Genomic DNA, 17,393 nt, shown 5'->3' on the forward strand with positions numbered 1-17,393 from the left:
AGGCTATGCCGGGGCGACGGGGGTGGCAAGGAAGAACGATCACATGCTGGATCGCGCTCCGGAAGATGTCCTGCGGAAGCCCCACCAGATGATCAGGGCTCCGGCTGCGGCGGCGGCCGCGCCGACGACGGAGGCCACGTGCATGGCGTGGACGAACCCCTCGTCGGCGATGTCCGACAGCCGGGGCAGCCGCATCTTCGCGCCGAGCAGCCGGGTGGCCTCGGGCGACTCCGCGGCGCTGTCGGCGGCGCGGGACGGCAGTCCGCTGAGGCGCGGGGTGACCTGGTCGCGGTAGACGCTGACCAGGACCGAGCCGAGGACCGCCACCCCGAGGACGCCGCCGATCTGCCGCAGTGAGTTGTTGACGGCGGAGCCCGCGCCGGTCCGGTCGGCGGGGAGGATCGCCATGATGGCCTCGGTGGTGGGGGCGACGGCCGCGCCCATCCCCAGGCCCTGGAGGATGAGGAAGACCCAGAACAGCGGCAGTCCGCTGGTCTCGTCGAGGAACACGTACGCGGCGAATCCGGTGGTGGCGATCAGCATGGCCGCGGTGACGACCGGGCGCACCCCGTGGGCCCGTACCAGCTTGGCCGAGAGCGGGGCGCCCAGCAGCACGCCGAGCGCGACCGGGGCGATGGAAAGACCGCACTCCAGCGGGGTCTGGCCGTGGACGCCCTGGAGATAGAAGCTGGTGTAGTACATCGAGCCGTTGAGCCCGAAGAACGTGAGCATGACGGCGACGCTGGCGCCGGTGAAGCGGATGTCGCGGAAGAGCCGGACGTCGAAGCTGGGGTTGGCGACGCGCAGTTCGACGAGGACGAAGATCCCGACCAGCACCACGCCCCCGGCCAGCGAGCCGACGATGGCCGGGTCGGTCCAGTCGTTGCGGTGGCCGCCCTCGATGACGCCCCAGACGATGGCGAAGAGCCCGGCGGTGGAGAGCACCACGCCCAGCGGGTCGAACTTCTGCCGCACCCGGGTGACCACACCGGGGAGGAAGACGAACGATCCGGCCACGCACAGCAGCACGATCGGCACGTTCACCAGGAAGACCGAGCCCCACCAGAAGTGGTCGAGCAGTACTCCGCTGAGCATCGGCCCGGTGGCGATCGCGATTCCACTGGAACCCGACCAGATGGCGATGGCGGTGGCCCGGTGCCGCTCGTCGAAGACCTGGGCGATCAGGGCGAGGGTCGCGGGCATGATCAGGGCGCTGCCGATGCCCATCGCGCCGCGGGCCACGATGAGTTCGGTGGCCGAGCCGGAGTAGGCGGCCCAGGCGGAGGCCGCGCCGAAGAGCACCATGCCGATGAGCAGTAAGCGGCGGTGGCCGTAGCGGTCGGCGAGCACTCCGCCGGTGAACAGCAGCACCGCGAAGACCAGGGTGTAGGAGCTGATGCTCCACTGGAGCTGATTGGGGCTGGCGCCGAGCCCCTCGGTGGGGTCGGCGAGGGTCTTGAGGGCGACGTTCAGCACGGTGTTGTCCAGCCACACCGCGAGTTGGGACAGGACGAGCACCGAAAGTGCGAGCCATTGGCGACCGGTGGGGGAGCGGGAAGCATCGGCCTGGGTGGCATCGGTGGTCGCGGTGTTCTGTGCAGCCATGGTGGCGGCGCCTTTCGGGACCCAAGGCAAGGTGGGGGGTCCGCGTCGTATGGCAAGGGATGGCGTGCTGGCTCCAGAGGAAGTTACCAATCCGCCGAGCGGAGGCGCAGCCCCTTGCCGGCACGGGGAGGTGTCGTGGCCGGAACGCGAGGGTATTTCCCGGCGGGAAGTGTCCCATAAGGAACGATCTTCCTTGCCGTGTGCCAGGGGGCTCGTTACTGTTCCCGGAAAGGGAACGGGGGTGTCCTTTGAGCCATTTCGGAATTCAACCAAATGGGCGAGTGCCTATTGACGGATTTGACGGGGAGGTGGGCACGGGGGCGGTTCGAACGGAGCCGGACATGGGGTCGGACAACCTGGAGGAGACTCTGGGCCAGGCGTTACGCCTCCTGGAGTCCGCCGTGCACCACCACCGCCGCTCCGCGCTGGCCTCGGCGTCCGCCGAACTGCCGGTGGACGGGGAGGCCGTGGCCGGGTGGGTGGCGCGGCTGGTGCTGCGCGCCGAGCGGGATGTGATCTGGAGTCTGCCGGAGGTCACGGGCGAGGACCACGCCCGGCTCGTCGGGCAGACGCTCGCCCAGCTGGCGGGCAAGGGGGTCAGGACCCGGATGCTCTGCCCCCCGGCGGTCATCCGGGGCGCGGTGTGGCAGCGCTCGGTGGGCACCGTGGCGCGCCTGGAGGTGCGCGTCTTCGAAGGGGTGCGGCAGGAGCTGGTGGTCGTGGACGGCGCGGCGGTCATCGCGCCCGACGCCTCGCCGGGCGAGCCCGGTGGCTCCCGCGCCTCGATGATCCAGAACTCGACCGTGGCCGATATGCTGCACCAACTGCTGTGCGGCATGTGGGACACGGCCCAGCGCCCGATGCGGCCGCTGTCGTTCGAGGGCGGCGCGCGCGGCCGGGTGCTGCGCGAGGTGCTGACGCTGATGGCGGAGGGCTACAAGGACGATGCCGCGGCCCGCAAGCTGGGTCTTTCGGTGCGTACTTACCGTCGCTATGTGGCCGACATCATGCGGGACCTGCAGGTCGAATCGCGGTTCCAGGCCGGAGTGCGCGCCGTGCGCGCCGGGCTGATGGAGTCCGACTCCGAGTAGGGGGCGGGCCCTCGCGCCGGGACGGCAGCCGGGTTGTTGGCGGTTTGAACGTTATTGGCACGCTTCTGTCCGTCGACGGCCTGGCAACTTCCTGCAGATTCCATCTTCTGACCGTGGGGTAACCGGCTGCCGTCTGCAGCTTTATGACACGCTGACTAGTCGAACGCTGGTGTTCATCGGGCGCGTGACAGCTAGTGGACTCTGGGGTTGTCCCCTCCCGGACCGGCGCCTAGCGTCAGCGGAAGCTTCGTCGCTTTGCCCATGCCCGAAAATGGAGGTGCGCGGTAATGACCGCCATCGTCGAAGAGCGTCGTGAAACCATCAAGGAAATCGTCACCGATATTCTTGAGATCGACCCCGACGAGGTCACCGAGACCAGTCTCTTCAAAGAAGAGCATGACGCGGATTCACTGCGTGCCATTGAAATACTCGCGGCATTGGAGAAGACCTTCAACATTGTCATAGACCAGTCCGAACTCAGCCGGATGGTGAACCTCCGGGGCGTCTATGAGGTTGTCTCCGACGCGGCGGGCTGGTGACCGCCGGATCCTGGCGGACTCCTTGGAAGGCAGGGCGAAATGCGTGGTGAGCCGGGTCGTAGGGTCGTTGTCACCGGCCTCGGGGCGGTGTCCGGCATCGGCATCGGCGCGGCGGAATTCCTCGCCGGACTGCGCGCCGGGAAGAGCGCGGCGGGACCCATCACCGCGTTCGACACGGAGGGCTTCGACCGCTCTACGGCGTGTGAGGTCAAGGATTTCGAACCGGGCCGGTGGATTCGAAATCTCGATATGCGGACGCTGGGCCGGGCGAGCCGGTTCTCGGTCGCGGCGGCCCGTATGGCGGTGGCCGACGCCGGATTCCCCGAACCGGAGAGCGCGCTGCGCGACATACCCTGTCTGATCTCCGTCGGCACGACCGACGGCGAGTCCAGGGACCTGGACCATCTGGTCGAGGAGGAAGTGGACCTGGGGCCCGAGCGGATGGATCCCACGGTCGCCCGGCGGGTGCCCGCCGGACGGCTGTCGAGCGCGATCGCCCAGGAGTTCGGCCTCACCCGCGCCGAGGCGGTCACCCTTCCCACCGCGTGCGCCGCCGGGAACTACGCGGTCGGCTACGGCTACGACGCCATCCGCGGCGGTGACGTGGACCTGGCGCTGTGCGGCGGGGCCGACGCGCTGTGCCGCAAGACCTTCACCGGCTTCTACCGCCTGGGCACCATCGCCCCCGAGCGCTGTCAGCCCTTCGACAAGGACCGCAAGGGCATCCTGACCGGCGAGGGCGCGGGCATCCTGGTACTGGAGAGCCTGGAGTCGGCGCTGGCCCGGGGCGCCCGTATCTACGCCGAGGTGCTCGGCTACGGCCTCAACTGCGACGCGGACCACCCCGTGGCCCCCAATCAGGACAGCGTGGTCCGCTGTATGCGGCTCGCCCTGGACAACGCCCGCGTCAAGCCGGACGAGGTCGACTTCATCTCCGCGCACGGCACCGGCACCAAGGCCAACGACATCACCGAGGCCCGCGCCATCCGCCAGGTCTTCGGGGACACCGCCCCGCCGCGCACGGTCTCCATCAAGTCGATGATCGGCCACTCCATGGGCGCCGCCGGGGCCTTGGCCTCGATCGCCTGCTCCCTCGCGCTCACCGAGGGCTTCATCCCGCCGACCATCAACCATGAGCACACCGACCCCGAGTGCGGTCTTGACTGTGTGCCCAACCAGGCCGTGGCAGCGGACCTGAAGGTGGTCCAGAACAACGGGCTGGCCTTCGGCGGCAACAACGCCGTCGTCATCTTCGGCAAGGCCCGAGCGGACTGGTCATGAGCCAGCTCGTGACGGGCGCGGGCGCGGTGGCGAGCGTGGGCGAGGGCGTCGACGAGGTCTTCCGGGCCCTGTGCGCGGGCACCAGCGGACTCGGCGAACTGCGCGGCTTCGACCGGGAGCGGTACCGGACCCGTCACGCCTACGAGATCGACGACCGCCCCGAGCCCGGCGCCGACCTCCCCGGCCGTGCCACCGACTGGCTGCTGCGCGCGGTCGGCGAGGCCGCGGCCCAGGCCGGGCTCGGCGAGGACCTGAGCGAGGTGCCCGTCCTCATCGGCACCGGGCTGCGGGAACTGCGCTCGGCCGAACTCGCCTGGCGCGACGGCACCCCCTTCGACATCGGCAGGCTGCACTTCGGCACCGCGCTGCGGGCACGTTTCGGCGCGGTGCGCACCCACACCTTCTCCGGGGCCTGCTCGGCCTCCCTCTACGCGCTCGCACTCGCCGCCGACCTGCTGACCACGGGGGCCGAGGACACCGTCGTGGTGGCCGGAGTCGACACCCTCACCGAGTCGATGTACGGGCTGCTGGACCGCGTCAACAGCGAACCCCCCGACCGTGTCCGGCCGTTCGACCGGGACCGCCGCGGGGTGCTGATGGGCGACGGCGCGGCCGCCGTGGTGCTGCGCCGGGAGGAGCCCGGCGCGGAGACCCGCGCGCTCGGCCGGGTGCGCGCCGTCAGCATGAACTGCGACGCCAACCATGTGACCGCCCCCGACCCCAAGGGCATCGCGCGGGCGGTGCACGAGGCGCAGTGGCGGGCGGGCGTCAAACCCGGTGACATCGACCTGGTGCTGCTGCACGGGACCGGCACCCAGCTCAACGACGCCGCCGAGGCGGCCGCCATCGCCGAGGTCTTCGGCCGCGAGGCGAGCGGGCCCCTGATGACCGCCATCAAGTGCATGACCGGCCACACCTCGGGCGGCTCCGGGCTGCTCAGCCTGATCGTCGCGCTGGAGTCCCTGGCCTCCGGCCGGGTGCCGCCCACCCTGGGCCTGGCCGAACCGCTGCCCGAGGCCGAGGCGTTCCGCTTCGTCCGGGAGGAGGCGCGGGAGGGCGGCGACCTGCGGGTCGCGCAGATCGACGCGTTCGGCTTCGGCGGGGTCAACGCGGTCGCCATCGTCGAGAGGGCCGGCCGATGACGCGTGGCCCCGGCGAAGTCGTCGTCACCGGCGTCGGCCTGGCCGTCCCCGGCGCCGGCACGCCCGAGGCGCTGCTGCGCCGCTCCGCCGGCCCCGTCACCGGGTCCGCCCCCGAACCGTTCGACACCGCCGCCCGGATCGGCCGCCGGGGCCACCGCTACAAGGACCGGGCCACCCGGCTGGCGCTGTGCGCCGCGCTGGAGGCGCTGCGGAACGCCGGGCTGATCCCCTCCGACGGCGAGGAGGTGACCGTGCCCGGCGACACCGTCGGCGTGGTCGCCAGCTCCAACCTGGGCAACCTCGACACCGCCTGCCTCACCGCCGCCGCCATCGCCGAGCGGTCGGCCGTGGACCTCAGCCCCATGAGCCTGCCGAACGCCTCCAGCAATGTGATCGCCTCCTGGGTGGCCATCCGCCACGGGCTGCGCGGCCCCAATCTGATGCTGTGCAACGGGGCGACCTCCGGCCTGGACGCCGTGCACTGGGGCGCCGCGCTGGTCGCGGCCGGCCGGGTCCGGCGCGCGGTGGTGATCGGCGTGGAGACGCACAACGCCGTCGTGGAGGATCTGCTCGGCCGGTCCGCCGGTGAGCTGCTGGACGGCGCGGCCGCCCTCGTCGTCGAGGGCGGCCGCTGGGCCGAGGCCCGGGGGGCGCGGGCCGTCGCCGCCCTCGGGCCGTACGAACGGAGGGCCGGGCTCACCGGCTGTGTCGAGGCCCTGCTGCCCGACGGCGCCGCCCCCGGCGTCTGGTTCACCCCCGAGCGTTACGCCGGAGGGCCCGCCGGGGCCGTACCGGTGCCGGGGGCCGTGCCGCGCTACGACGTCACCCGTGCGGTGGGCCGGGCCTCCGGGGCCCTCGGGGTGCTCCAGTGCGCGGCGGCCGTCGGCTGGCTGGCCGCCCGCGCCGAGGCCGGAGCGGTCGCCGGGGCCGGAGCCGTCGCGGGAGCCGGAGCCGCCGCCGGAGCCGGAGCCGGGGCCGATCCGGAAGCGGGAGCCGGGAGCGCCGCCTTCGAGGCCGCCGGTCCCGGGGCCGCGCCGGACCCGGTGCCCGCGTCCCGTCAGGCGCTGATCACCAGCGGGGACGACACCGCGGACGCCGTGGCCGGACTGCTGCTGCGCCCCACGCCCGACCGGTGCGACCCGCACCCCGCACCTGCCGCCCTTATCTCCATGGAGTGTTCCCGATGACCGCCGCCGCCCCGCCGATGTCGACCAAAGCCCTGCTGACGGACGTCACCACCGTCCGGCTGCGCCCGCGCTACGAGGGGTCGAACATCTGCACCTGGATCGGCTTCAAACACGTCAACTACCTCGTCGAGGAAGCCGTGCTGGTGCACTTCGCGGACTCCGGCGCGCCCGCGCGGCGGCTGTACGAGGAGCACGGTCTCGGGCTGGACATCGTTGCCCTGGAGACCCGCATCCTGCACGCCTTCCACATGGACGACGTGGCCGAGGCCGAGGTGGTGCCGGACACCGAGGACGAGGACCGCACCCTCGGCTTCCGGGTGACCCTCCGGGTGGAGCGCGACGGCTCGGTCCTCAAGGCCGTGGCCGCCAAGGTGCGGGTCTCGCTGCGCGCCGACACCTATCTGCCGGAGGCCGGTGAACCCCCCGCCGAGTTCGCGCCCTTCGTGGTGGACCGGCTGGGGGCCGAGGCGCGCACGCTGGCGCCGGTCCGGGTGCCGCTGCCGGACGGGGACGAAGCCGCCGTCCTGGCGTCCCTGACCGCGGGCCGCAACGCCTACGCCTGGAAGTGGAACATCCCCTACCCCTACTGCCACTTCACCGAGCGGCTCCAGATGTCCGGCTATCTGCGGCTGATGGAGGAGGCCAAGGACCGCTTCGTCCTCGACCGCGGCATCTCCATCAAGACCCTGCTGGACGACCGCAAATGGATACCGGTCGTCCCCCAGTCCTCGGTGCGCGTCATCGACGAGGCGGTGATGGAGGAGGACCTCTACACCGTCTACACGGTCGAGGAGATCTTCAAGGACCTCACCTACACCGCCCGGATGGACTGCTTCGTGGTCCGCGACGGCGCGCTCACCCTCACCGCCACCGGCCGGATCACCCACGGCTACGCGGTGATCGACAACCGCAGCGACTGGCGGCTGGTCCCCTTCGACCGGCGGGTGCTGGACGCGCTCGGCGGAGAGCAGAGCGGCACCTGATGGACGACGTACTGATCACCGGCCTCGGCGCGCTGTCCCCGCTGGGCGCGGGCACGGGCGCCTTCTGGCGCGGGATGCACAAGGCGGACACCGCGCCGTCGCGGGTCCCCGATCCGCTCGCCCACATGGACCATCCGCTGATGTACCTGGTGCCGGAGGCCGATCTTCCGGACGGTCCCGAGGAGCAGGACGGGCTGCCGCTGGGGCGCGGCTCGCGGTTCGCGCTCGCGGCGGCGCGCGAGGCGGTCGCCGACGCGGGGCTGGCCGCGCTGCCGGGACCGGAAGCGGGGTCGTACGCCGCGGGCGGCGGGCTCGATCCGCGCCGGGTGGCCGTCGCCCTCAGCACCGGTATGGGCGACACGGATCTGCACGAGGGCTGGTGGACCGGCGAGGCCCCCGCGTCCGGCCGCTGGGCGCCCCCCTTCCCGCCGGCCTCGGTGGTCGGCGGGTGGTTCGGCGCCCAGGGCGTCAACACCTGCGTCAGCAACGCGTGCGCCGCCAGCGGCTACGCGCTCTCGGTGGGCGCCGATCTGATCCGCTCGGGCGAGGCCGACGTGGTCATCGCGGGCGGCGCCGAGGCGTACTCCCGGGTCGCCCTCGCCTGCTTCAACCGGCTGGGCGCCATCGACCCCGAGCGCTGCCGCCCGTTCGCCGTCGAGCGGCAGGGCACCGTCTTCGGCGAGGGTGCCGCCGTGCTCGTCCTGGAGTCCGGCACGCACGCCCGCGCGCGCGGCGCGCGCACCGTCTACGGCCGTCTGGCGGGCGCCGGCTGGAGCTGCGACGCCTACCACGCGACCGCCCCCGAGCCCACCGGCGAGCAGATCGAGCGCGCGATGCGCGAGGCGCTCCGGGAGGCGGGGGCCGGAGCCGGGCCCGGGGCCGAGTCGGGCGGGCTCGGGTTCGTGATCCCGCACGGCACCGGCACCGAGCAGGGCGACGTGGTGGAGAGCCGGGTGCTGGACGCGCTGGCCCCCCGCACGCCCCTCTACAGCGTCAAGGCGCTCATCGGGCACACCGGCGGCGCGGCGGGTGCCTTCGCCGCGCTGGCCGCCAGCTTGGTGCTGCACCACAGGACGCTGCCGCCGAACGTGCCGGTCGGCGAGCGGGACCCGGAGTGCGCGGTGCCGCTGCCCTCCGGCTCCGCCCCCATGACCGGGGCGTACGGGCTGGTCAACGCCTACGCCTTCGGGGGCAACAACATCTCGCTCGTCTTCGGGGAGGCCGCCGCGTGAGCAACGACCCGGCCGTCGGCCTGGTGGTGACGGGCATCGGCACCGTGGGCGCGGACGGCTTCGACTTCCGTACGGCGCTCGGCCGCCACGGCTACAAGTACCTGCCCGCCGCCTCCCAGTACTTCCTCGCCGCGGCCAAGCGCGCGCTGGCCCAGGCGGGCCCGGACGCCCTGGCGGCGGTCGGGCCCGAGGAGCGGGGCGCCGCGGTGGGCACCAACAGCGCGGCCGTCGCCCTGCACCACACGATGGACCGTACGGTCACGGCCACCGGGGCGGGCGATCTCTCGCCGGTCACCGCGCCCTACTTCTCCATCAACCTCTTCGGCAGCCGGCTGGCCACCGAACACGACCTCAAGGGCTTCAACCTCACCTTCACCAGCCCCCGGGTCGCGGGCCTGGAGGCGCTCCAGACCGGCCAGCGCGCCCTCGCCACCGGCCGGGCCCGGCGGCTGCTGGCCGGGGCCACCGAGGAGGCGCTGCCCGAGGGCGAGCCGGGGGCGGGCACCTCGGAGGCCGGGGCCGTCGCGCTGGTGCTGGAGCCCGAACCGGCCGCCCTGAGCCGGGGGGTGGCGGCGCTGGGCCGGGTGGGCGTCCGCTCGTTCTTCCTGCCGCCGAAGGTGGCCGCGTCCGCCGAGGGGACCGAGCGGGCCGCGGCGCTGCTGCGGGACGCGCTGGACGCCCTCGGCCACCGGCCGGACCGGCCCCTGGCCGTCACCGCCGTCCTCGACGGCTCCCCGGTCGGCGAGGCCGTGGCGGCCGCGCTGGACGAGAAGGCGCTGGGCGGGCGGGCGCTGGCGGGGAAGCCCGAGCGGGTCCCGGCGGGCGCGGGCGCCCTGGAGCCGGTGGCGCGGGTGGCCGCCGCGCTCGGCGCACCGGACGGCCGCCCCCACGCCGTGGTCACCGCGGCGGCCGAGGGGAACGCCGCCGTCTGCCTGGTCACCCCGGGCGCCGCGAGCGCCGTGCCGGACGCGCCAGCCGGAGCCGAAGCGAGCGCCGTGCCGGACGCGCCCGCGGGAGCCGAAGCGAGCGCCGGAAGCGAGCAGCCGATGAACGGACGACGGAGGGCGAGCGACCGATGATCACCCGACTCGAAGGTTCCTGGTGCCTGGTCCTGGGCGCCTCCAGCGGTATGGGCCTGGCCATCGCCCATGAACTGGCCCGCGAGGGCGTCCACATCCTCGGCGTCCACTTCGACACCACCGACGGCCAGGAGAAGGCCGCCGTCGCCAGGGAGGAGATGCGCGGCCACGGCGTCGAGGCCCACTTCTTCAACGCCAACGCCGCCTCCGCCCGCACCCGCGAGGAGCTGCTGCCCCGGTTCGAGGAGCTGACCGGCGGGGCGGGCATCCGGATCGTGGTGCACTCCCTGGCCTTCGGCACCCTGCTGCCGTACGTCGGCGCCGAGGGCGAGGACAGCCTGACCGCCCGCCAGATGAACATGACGCTCGATGTGATGGCGCACTCCCTCGTCTACTGGACCCAGGACCTGTTCACCGCGGGGCTGCTGCGCCAGGGCGCCAAGGTGTACGCGATGACCAGCGCCGGGGGCGCCAGGGTGATGCCCTACTACGGCGCCGTCTCCGCCGCCAAGGCCGCCCTGGAGTCCCATGTGCGCCAGCTCGCCCTGGAGCTCGCTCCCTCCGGCATCGCCGTCAACGCGCTGCGCGCCGGGGTCACCCCGACCCCGTCCATGGAGCGCATCCCCGGCAGCGACCGGCTCGCCGCCCACGCCCGGGACCTCAATCCGCACCGGCGGCTGACCCGGCCCGAGGACGTCGCCGAGGCGGTCTCGCTGCTCTCGCGCACCGACTCCTCCTGGATCACCGGCAATGTGATCGGCGTGGACGGCGGTGAGCTGCTGACATGACGGCCCATCTGCTGATCGAGAGCGGCGGGCCGCAGACCGGACCCGCCTGCGAGCGGTTCCTCGGCGATGCCGCGCGGCTGGCCAGGGACGGCCACCAGGTGGTGCTGTTCCTCGTGGAGAACGGCGTGACCGCCGCCGTCCCCTGCACCGCCCCGGGCATCGAGACGTTCCTGAGCGACGGCGGCGAGCTGTGGGTGGACACCTTCTCCGCCGCCCAGCGCGCCCTGCCCGCCGCCGATCTGACGCCCCGGGCCCGGCTGGTGGAGATGGACGACGTGGCCGCCAAGCTGCTGGAGCCGCGGGTCAGGGCGGTGTGGCACTGATGCCCCGGCCCGTCCCCCGTACCGATGTGCTGCTCAACCTCTTCGGCGCGCCCCACCAGACCGACCTGGTCACCTCGGCGCTGCGGCTGGCGGCCGCGCTGCTGCGCCGGGGCGCCCGGGTGCAGATCTGGACCTGCGGCGACGCCACCCGGCTGACCGGCGCCGCCCTCGGCGACACCAAACCGCGCGACTACACCGACCTGGGGCGCGAACACCCCTCCACCGCCCGCGTGGTCCGCGAGCTGATCGAGGACCACCCCGACCGGCTGTACTGGTACGTGTGCCGCTTCTGCGCCGAGGAGCGGGGCGCCGCCGAGCAGATCCCGCAGGTCCGCACGCGGGCGCCGTTCGTCTTCGCCGAGCATGTGAACGCGGCGGACAAGAGCCTGCTCATGGGGGTGTGCTGAGCCATGGGCGACCAGGCGCGCTGGCTGCTGATCGTGGAGAAGGCGTACCGCGGCTCGATCGAGACCCAGTACGCCGACGTGCTGTACTGCGTGCCCGATCTGCACCGGCAGAGCGGCGGCTGCGATCTGGCGCTGCGCGGCCCCGCCGCCGGCTACGCCCTCGACACCGGCTCCCGGCCCTCGCTGCGCCTCGGCGGCCGCACCCTGGACACCCTGCCCCATCCGCCCACCTCCGTGGCGAAGCTGCTGGCCGCCGGGGTGACCGTGCTGGTCGAGGAGGACGGCCTGGCCGCGCTCGGCCGCACCGCCGCCGAGCGGCTGCTGCCCGGCGTCCGCGTCATCGGGGGCGACGACCTCGCCGCCCGCTGGCCCTCCTACGAACAGGTGTGGTTCCTGTGACCCGCCCCTCCCACGGCCCCTGGGCCCCTACCGAAGGAGTACCCGAACCCATGGTCAACGCCCCCTCCGGGGCAGCCCCGGTCATCTCGGCCTGGACCGCCGTATCGCCCCTGGGACTGCGCGGGGCCGACTTCACCGCGGCCCTGCGGTCCGGCCGCTCGGCGGCCCGGCCGCTGGACCCCGAGGAGTGGTCGGCGCCGTTCCGCGAGGCGAGCCTCGTGCCCGACTTCCACATCCGGCAGATCCTCGGCCGCAAGGGCACCCGCTCCATGGACCGGGCCACCGGCCTCGCCGTCACCGCTATCCGCCATCTGCTCACCGGGGAGCGGGAGCACGGCGAGGGCGAGCGGCTGCCGGGGGTGGGCGAGGAGACCGGTCTCGCGCTCGGCACCAGCACCGGCTCCGCCCAGAGCATCATGGACTTCACCCGGGACTCGCTGGTGGGCGAGAAGCCCTTCTACGTGGACCCGGCCCGGTTCCCCAACACCGTGATGAACTGCGCGGCCGGCCAGTCCGCCATCTGGCACGGGCTCAGGGGCCCCAACACGACCATCGCGGGCGGCCGCGCCACCGGGCTGCTCGCCCTGCGGTACGCGGTGCGGCTCCAGCGGGCCGGACGGGCCGAGGCCGTGCTGTGCGGGGCGGTCGAGGAGTTCTCCTCCGCCCGTGCCTGGCTGGAGTGGCACGCCCGCGCCGACGAGGACAGCGCCGCCGTGCTCGGCGAGGGCGCGGCCGTATGGCTGCTGGAGCCCGACGCCTCGGCGCGCGAACACGGCCGCGAGGGGCTCGCCGAGGTGGTGGGCCTGGAGTTCGGCTGCGCCGCGGACGCGAAGGCCGCCCGTACGGTGCTCGCCGAGGCGATCGGCCGGCTGCTGGACCGCACCGGGGTGAGCCCCGGTGAGCTGAGCGCCGTCGCCGACTCCGGCGCCCCCGGCGCCGAGGGGGAGGCCGAGCTCGCCGCCCTCGCCGACGCCCTCGGCGGCAAGGAGCCGCCGCGGATCACGGCCGCCGACACCATCGGGGACACCTGCGCCGCCGCGGCGGCCTTCCAGATCGCCGCCGTGCTCGCGATGGCCGAGCGCAAGGAGATCCCCTCCGGCGCAACCGCCCTGGTCACCACCGTGGACCGGGACGGTGTGGTCGGCGCGGCCCTGCTGCGGATCCGGTGACGGGCCGCCGCCCCCCCGAACTGAAGGAGCTGGTTGAGATGACGGACCGAGAGACGATGGGCGGAGCCCGTGAAGAGGCAGTGCCCCGTACGGCGCTGGTCTTCCCCGGGCAGGGCGCCCAGAAGGCGGGCATGGGCGAGGCGTGGCGGGACACCGCGTCCTGGGCGCTGGTGGCGGAGATCTCCGAGCACACCGGTGTCGACGTCGAGGAACTCCTGCTGAAGGCCGACGACGAGACGCTGCGCCGCACCGACCTCGCCCAGATCGCCGTCTTCACCACCGAGGTGATCGCCCACCGCGAGGCGGAGGCCGCCGGGCTGCTGGGCGGAGCGGTGGCCTGCGCCGGGCACAGCCTGGGCGAGTACACCGCGCTGTACGCCGCCGGGGCCGTGCCGCTCGCCGACACCGCCCGCCTCGTCGCCGCCCGCGGCCGGGCCATGCGCGCGTGCGCCGAGCGGTCGCCCGGCACCATGGCCGCCGTGGTGCGGCTCGGCCCGGAGACCGTGGAGGCGCTGGTCGCCCGGGTCCAGGAGGACGGCGGCCAGGTCTGGATCGCCAATGTGAACGCGCCCGGCGCCATCGTGCTCTCCGGCACCGCCGAGGCCGTGGACCGGCTCGCCGAACTGGCCGTGGAGAGCGAGGGCAAGGTGATCCGGCTCGCCGTCGGCGGCGCCTTCCACAGCCCGCTGATGGCCGCCGCCGCCGACGAGCTGCGCGAGGCACTGGCCGCCGTGGACTTCGCCCCCGAGCACACCCCGGTCGTCGCCAACGTGGACGCCCGCCCGTACGCGAGCGGCGAGCACTGGCGGGACCTCGAACTGGCCCAGCTCACCAGCCCGGTGCGCTGGGAGGAGAGCGTCCGCACGCTCGCCGGCGAGCTGGGCTGTGTCCGGTTCGTGGAGCTGGGCCCCGGGCGCCAGCTGACCGGCATGATCCGCCGGATCGCGGACGGCGCGCTCACCGTCCCGGTCGAGTCGGCCGCCGCCCTCGCCAAGCTCACCACCCCCGAACCCTGAGCCCACGCTCTGAGAGCGGAAGGAGACCCCCGCATGGCCGACGCCACCGCCGCCCTGGACATGGACGAGCTGCGCACCTTCGTCGCGGATGTGCTCGACGTGGACGAGGAGGACGTCACCGACGACGCCGACTTCGTCAAGACCCTGGGCGTGGACTCCCTCATGGCCCTCGAGGTCATGGTCGTCCTGGAGAAGAAGTACTCGGTGAAGCTGGAGGAGCGGGAGATGAAGGACATCACCACGCTCCGGAAGGTGCACGACCTGCTCGCCTCGAAGATGGGGAAGTGAGATGACGGCGGCGGCGTGCGGGCCGGTGGACGGCGCCGTGGAGGTCGTGGACCCTGGCCTCCCCGGTGAGCGGCCCGCCCGGTGCGTGGCCGTGGTCGGCGCGTCGGAGAAGGTGTTCGCCGGGCACTTCCCGGGGTTCGCCATCTTCCCCGGGGTGTGTGTGGTGGAGTACGTCCAGCGCGGTGCCCTCGCCACACTGCCGGAGCGCGAACCGGGCGGGCGCTGGGTCCTGGCGGCCGTCGAGTCCTCCCGCTTCCTCAGCCCGGTCTACCCCGGTGACGAGCTGACCAGCGAATACGTCTGGTCGCGCAAGGACGGTGGCTGGCGCTGCCGGGCCTCGGCGGCCACCGGGCGCGGGCCCGCCGCGCAGATAAGGCTGCGCTTCGAGAACCGGGACGTCCCGGGCGCGGCGGCCGGGGCGGGGCAGCGGAGCGACCAGGACCGAGGAGCGGACGCCGGATGATCAGCGTCGATGAGATCAAGCGGATGCTGCCGCACCGCTACCCCATGCTGCTGGTCGACCGGGTCACCGAGCTGGTGCCGGGCGAGCGGGCGAGCGGGCTGAAGGCGGTCACCTGCAACGAGCCCTGGTACGAGGGGATGCCGGACACCGCGTCCGAGGAGGACTACCACTATCCGTGGACGGTGCTCATCGAGTCCTGGTGCCATGTGGCCGGGGTGCTGGTGACCTGGGACCGGCCCAACCCCGATGTGCGCTCGGGCAAGGCGATGCTGCTCGGCGGCATCACCGACGCCGAGTTCCACCGACCGGTGGTGCCAGGCGATGTGGTGGAGCATCATGTGCGGCTGGCCCGCCAGGTCGGCGAGACGTACGTCTTCGAGGGGGAGAGCCTGGTCGGCAAGGAGACCGCCCTCACCATAGGGCGGCTGACGATGACCATGCGCCCGGCCTCCGACCTGACCGCCCCGCCCGCGACCGCCCCGCCCGCGACCGAGCTCCATGTGCCCGGCCCGAGCCTGCCCGACCCGCCCGTGCCCGACCCGCTCTGACCGCACACCACCCCGGGAGAAGGACCTCACCGTATGTCCGACCGAATATCCGACGACACGGGCCGCGCATCCGGTGACGAGGAGCCGACACCTGCGAAGGAGCCGACGCCTGACGAGGAGCCGACGCCGCGCGTCGCGCTGGTCTCCGGCGGCTCCCGCGGCATAGGCCGGGCCACCGTGCTGCGGCTGGCCCGGGACGGCTTCGATGTGGCGTTCTGCCATCGCTCCAGCCCAGACGCCGCCCGTGAACTGGAGGAGGCGGCGGCGCGGCTCGGCGGCGGGCGGGTGCTCGGCCGGCAGACGGACGTCCGCGACGCGGGCGCGGTGCGCGAGCTGGTCGCCTTCACCGAGGAGTCGCTCGGCCCGGTCGAGGTCGCGGTCACCTCCGCCGGGATCACCCGGGACAATCCGCTGCTGCTGATGACGGACGAGGAGTGGCGGGGCGTCCTGGAGGTCAACCTGGACGGCACCTATCACCTGTGCCGTTCCGTGGTGTTCGGAATGATGAAACGCAAGTCCGGATGCGTCATCAACATCTCGTCCGTCGCCGGTGTCCACGGCAATGCGACCCAGAGCAATTACGCGGCCTCCAAAGCGGGGATCATCGGCTTCACCAAGTCGCTCGCCAAGGAGGTCGGCCGGTACGGCATTCGAGCCAATGTGGTGGCACCCGGCTTCGTCGAGACCGATATGACGGCCGCGCTCTCCGACCGGGTGCGCCAGGAGGCGGAGCGGAGCATCCCGCTGCGCCGCTTCGGCCGTCCGGAGGAGGTTGCCGACATGGTCGCGTACCTGGTCGGAGCGGAGTATGTGACCGGCGCGGTGTTCCAGGTGGACGGCGGCATCGTCCTCTGACGGGCACCCTCGGCACCGCTGTGCGGGCGGTGCGCACGAAGTGACCGCTCGCTGAACGAGCGTCACGCAGGAGACGGACGAGCGAGGGGGTACGGACGTGGCAGCCAAGCGCAGCAAAGTACCGCGGTTCTATTTCAATTTCCGCAGCCCGTACAGCTGGATCGCCTACCGTGATCTGATGGACCGCTATCCGGATGTCGCACAGGCGGTGGAATGGCACCTGTGGTGGGAGCCGGACGCGGACGGGGAGCGCCGTATGGCCGAACACGGCCATCACTTCCCCTATTCGGCGATGTCCCGGGAGAAGCATCTCTATATCCTCCAGGATGTGCGTCGGCTGACGACCGACCGCGGGCTCGCGGTCAGCTGGCCGGTGGACCACGACCCGGTCTGGGAGGTGCCGCATCTGCCGTACTTCCTCGCGCTGGACGCGGGGCTCGGCCCCGCCTGGATCGAGCGTGTCTACCGAGCGCGCTGGCAGGAGGGCCGCGACATCTGCGACCGTACGACCATCGCGGACATCGCCGGGGAACTGGGGCTGCCGGCCGAACGGGCGGCGGCGGCCGCCGATGACGAGGAGCTGCGCGGCGGCCGGGGGCTCCGGGCCCTGCTCGCGCTCAGCGACGCCGGGGCGTTCGGCGTGCCGTTCTTCACCCACGGCTATGACAAGTTCTGGGGCGTGGACCGGCTGGCGGCCTTCGTCGCCTCGGTCCGCTCCGGGTCCGGGTCCGGGCCCGACTCCCGCTCGGGGTCCGGCTCCCGGTCCCGGGACACGCCCTTTCCCGGGCCGTCGGACGCGGACTTCGCCGCCGCCCGGTCGGCCGACCCGGGCCATGCCGGAGGCTGTGGCTGACTCTTCGCCCGCCCGCTCGTTCACACGTTGTCGCCCGTCCACCCGCCCGTTCCGACCGCCCAGCCCCCCGCCCGTCCAGCCGCCCGTCCCGACCGAGACGAGAACGCCCTGACCGCCGACGGACACTCCCCCTCCTGGAGGACGC

The 17,393-nt window shown here is 73.0% G+C and carries 20 protein-coding genes; 19 read left to right on the top strand and 1 reads right to left on the bottom strand.

Going from position 1 to position 17,393, the window contains the following annotated elements; genetic code table 11:
* Positions 1–39: 39 nt before the first annotated feature.
* Positions 40–1,605 carry an MFS transporter gene (locus ACZ6TD_RS29395; protein WP_471343018.1) on the bottom strand — a complete coding sequence of 522 codons (1,566 nt, stop codon included), beginning with the start codon at positions 1,603–1,605 and terminating at the stop codon, positions 40–42.
* Between the two features lie 341 nt (positions 1,606–1,946).
* Between ACZ6TD_RS29395 and ACZ6TD_RS29400 the strand changes: the two genes are divergently transcribed.
* The 19 genes from ACZ6TD_RS29400 to ACZ6TD_RS29490 all read left to right on the top strand — a co-directional run bounded on the left by ACZ6TD_RS29400 (position 1,947) and on the right by ACZ6TD_RS29490 (position 17,248).
* Entirely contained in the window at positions 1,947–2,696 is a 750-nt protein-coding gene (locus tag ACZ6TD_RS29400; RefSeq protein WP_471343020.1) for a helix-turn-helix transcriptional regulator, read from the top strand.
* Between the two features lie 287 nt (positions 2,697–2,983).
* On the top strand, positions 2,984–3,235 hold the full coding sequence (locus ACZ6TD_RS29405; protein WP_020871025.1) for an acyl carrier protein: 252 nt from the start codon (positions 2,984–2,986) through the stop codon (positions 3,233–3,235).
* 39 nt (positions 3,236–3,274) lie between these two features.
* Positions 3,275–4,516 (top strand): beta-ketoacyl-[acyl-carrier-protein] synthase family protein, encoded by a 1,242-nt coding sequence (locus tag ACZ6TD_RS29410; RefSeq protein WP_471343021.1) that lies wholly within the window; start codon positions 3,275–3,277, stop codon positions 4,514–4,516.
* Positions 4,513–5,658: a beta-ketoacyl-[acyl-carrier-protein] synthase family protein gene (locus tag ACZ6TD_RS29415; RefSeq protein ID WP_471343023.1), complete on the top strand. Its 1,146-nt coding sequence runs from the start codon at positions 4,513–4,515 to the stop codon at positions 5,656–5,658. Before ACZ6TD_RS29410 ends, ACZ6TD_RS29415 begins: the two co-directional genes overlap by 4 nt.
* Positions 5,655–6,845: a beta-ketoacyl synthase N-terminal-like domain-containing protein gene (locus ACZ6TD_RS29420; RefSeq protein ID WP_471343025.1), complete on the top strand. Its 1,191-nt coding sequence runs from the start codon at positions 5,655–5,657 to the stop codon at positions 6,843–6,845. The genes ACZ6TD_RS29415 and ACZ6TD_RS29420 overlap by 4 nt, the downstream gene beginning before the upstream one ends.
* Positions 6,842–7,828 carry an acyl-CoA thioesterase family protein gene (locus ACZ6TD_RS29425; protein WP_471343026.1) on the top strand — a complete coding sequence of 329 codons (987 nt, stop codon included), beginning with the start codon at positions 6,842–6,844 and terminating at the stop codon, positions 7,826–7,828. Before ACZ6TD_RS29420 ends, ACZ6TD_RS29425 begins: the two co-directional genes overlap by 4 nt.
* Entirely contained in the window at positions 7,828–9,060 is a 1,233-nt protein-coding gene (locus tag ACZ6TD_RS29430) for a beta-ketoacyl synthase N-terminal-like domain-containing protein (protein WP_471343027.1), read from the top strand. Before ACZ6TD_RS29425 ends, ACZ6TD_RS29430 begins: the two co-directional genes overlap by 1 nt.
* The gene (locus tag ACZ6TD_RS29435; protein ID WP_471343029.1) at positions 9,057–10,139 is read left to right on the top strand and encodes a beta-ketoacyl synthase N-terminal-like domain-containing protein; all 1,083 of its coding nucleotides are present in this window, start codon (positions 9,057–9,059) and stop codon (positions 10,137–10,139) included. The genes ACZ6TD_RS29430 and ACZ6TD_RS29435 overlap by 4 nt, the downstream gene beginning before the upstream one ends.
* On the top strand, positions 10,136–10,927 hold the full coding sequence (locus tag ACZ6TD_RS29440; protein ID WP_471343031.1) for an SDR family oxidoreductase: 792 nt from the start codon (positions 10,136–10,138) through the stop codon (positions 10,925–10,927). The genes ACZ6TD_RS29435 and ACZ6TD_RS29440 overlap by 4 nt, the downstream gene beginning before the upstream one ends.
* Positions 10,924–11,250, top strand: coding sequence for a hypothetical protein (locus ACZ6TD_RS29445; RefSeq protein WP_471343032.1), 327 nt, complete (start codon positions 10,924–10,926; stop codon positions 11,248–11,250). Before ACZ6TD_RS29440 ends, ACZ6TD_RS29445 begins: the two co-directional genes overlap by 4 nt.
* The gene (locus ACZ6TD_RS29450; protein ID WP_470010598.1) at positions 11,250–11,657 is read left to right on the top strand and encodes a hypothetical protein; all 408 of its coding nucleotides are present in this window, start codon (positions 11,250–11,252) and stop codon (positions 11,655–11,657) included. Before ACZ6TD_RS29445 ends, ACZ6TD_RS29450 begins: the two co-directional genes overlap by 1 nt.
* A gap of 3 nt (positions 11,658–11,660) precedes the next feature.
* The gene (locus tag ACZ6TD_RS29455) at positions 11,661–12,056 is read left to right on the top strand and encodes a hypothetical protein (protein WP_471343033.1); all 396 of its coding nucleotides are present in this window, start codon (positions 11,661–11,663) and stop codon (positions 12,054–12,056) included.
* Positions 12,057–12,106: 50 nt separating this feature from the next.
* A complete protein-coding gene (locus tag ACZ6TD_RS29460; RefSeq protein WP_471343035.1) occupies positions 12,107–13,225 on the top strand; it encodes a beta-ketoacyl synthase N-terminal-like domain-containing protein in 1,119 nt (372 codons plus the stop codon).
* A 38-nt stretch (positions 13,226–13,263) separates the two neighbouring features.
* Complete coding sequence (locus tag ACZ6TD_RS29465; protein ID WP_471343036.1) at positions 13,264–14,241, top strand: ACP S-malonyltransferase; 978 nt, start codon at positions 13,264–13,266, stop codon at positions 14,239–14,241.
* A gap of 33 nt (positions 14,242–14,274) precedes the next feature.
* On the top strand, positions 14,275–14,529 hold the full coding sequence (locus ACZ6TD_RS29470) for an acyl carrier protein (RefSeq protein ID WP_020871038.1): 255 nt from the start codon (positions 14,275–14,277) through the stop codon (positions 14,527–14,529).
* Position 14,530: 1 nt separating this feature from the next.
* Positions 14,531–14,992, top strand: coding sequence for a 3-hydroxyacyl-ACP dehydratase FabZ family protein (locus tag ACZ6TD_RS29475; protein WP_471343037.1), 462 nt, complete (start codon positions 14,531–14,533; stop codon positions 14,990–14,992).
* Positions 14,989–15,540, top strand: coding sequence for a 3-hydroxyacyl-ACP dehydratase FabZ family protein (locus ACZ6TD_RS29480; protein ID WP_471343039.1), 552 nt, complete (start codon positions 14,989–14,991; stop codon positions 15,538–15,540). The genes ACZ6TD_RS29475 and ACZ6TD_RS29480 overlap by 4 nt, the downstream gene beginning before the upstream one ends.
* Positions 15,541–15,573: 33 nt before the next feature.
* Positions 15,574–16,395, top strand: coding sequence for a 3-oxoacyl-ACP reductase FabG (gene fabG, locus ACZ6TD_RS29485; protein WP_471343041.1), 822 nt, complete (start codon positions 15,574–15,576; stop codon positions 16,393–16,395).
* 97 nt (positions 16,396–16,492) lie between these two features.
* Positions 16,493–17,248 (top strand): DsbA family protein, encoded by a 756-nt coding sequence (locus tag ACZ6TD_RS29490; RefSeq protein ID WP_471343042.1) that lies wholly within the window; start codon positions 16,493–16,495, stop codon positions 17,246–17,248.
* Positions 17,249–17,393 lie beyond the last annotated feature (145 nt).

It is taken from the genome of Streptomyces yongxingensis, from assembly GCF_055597465.1.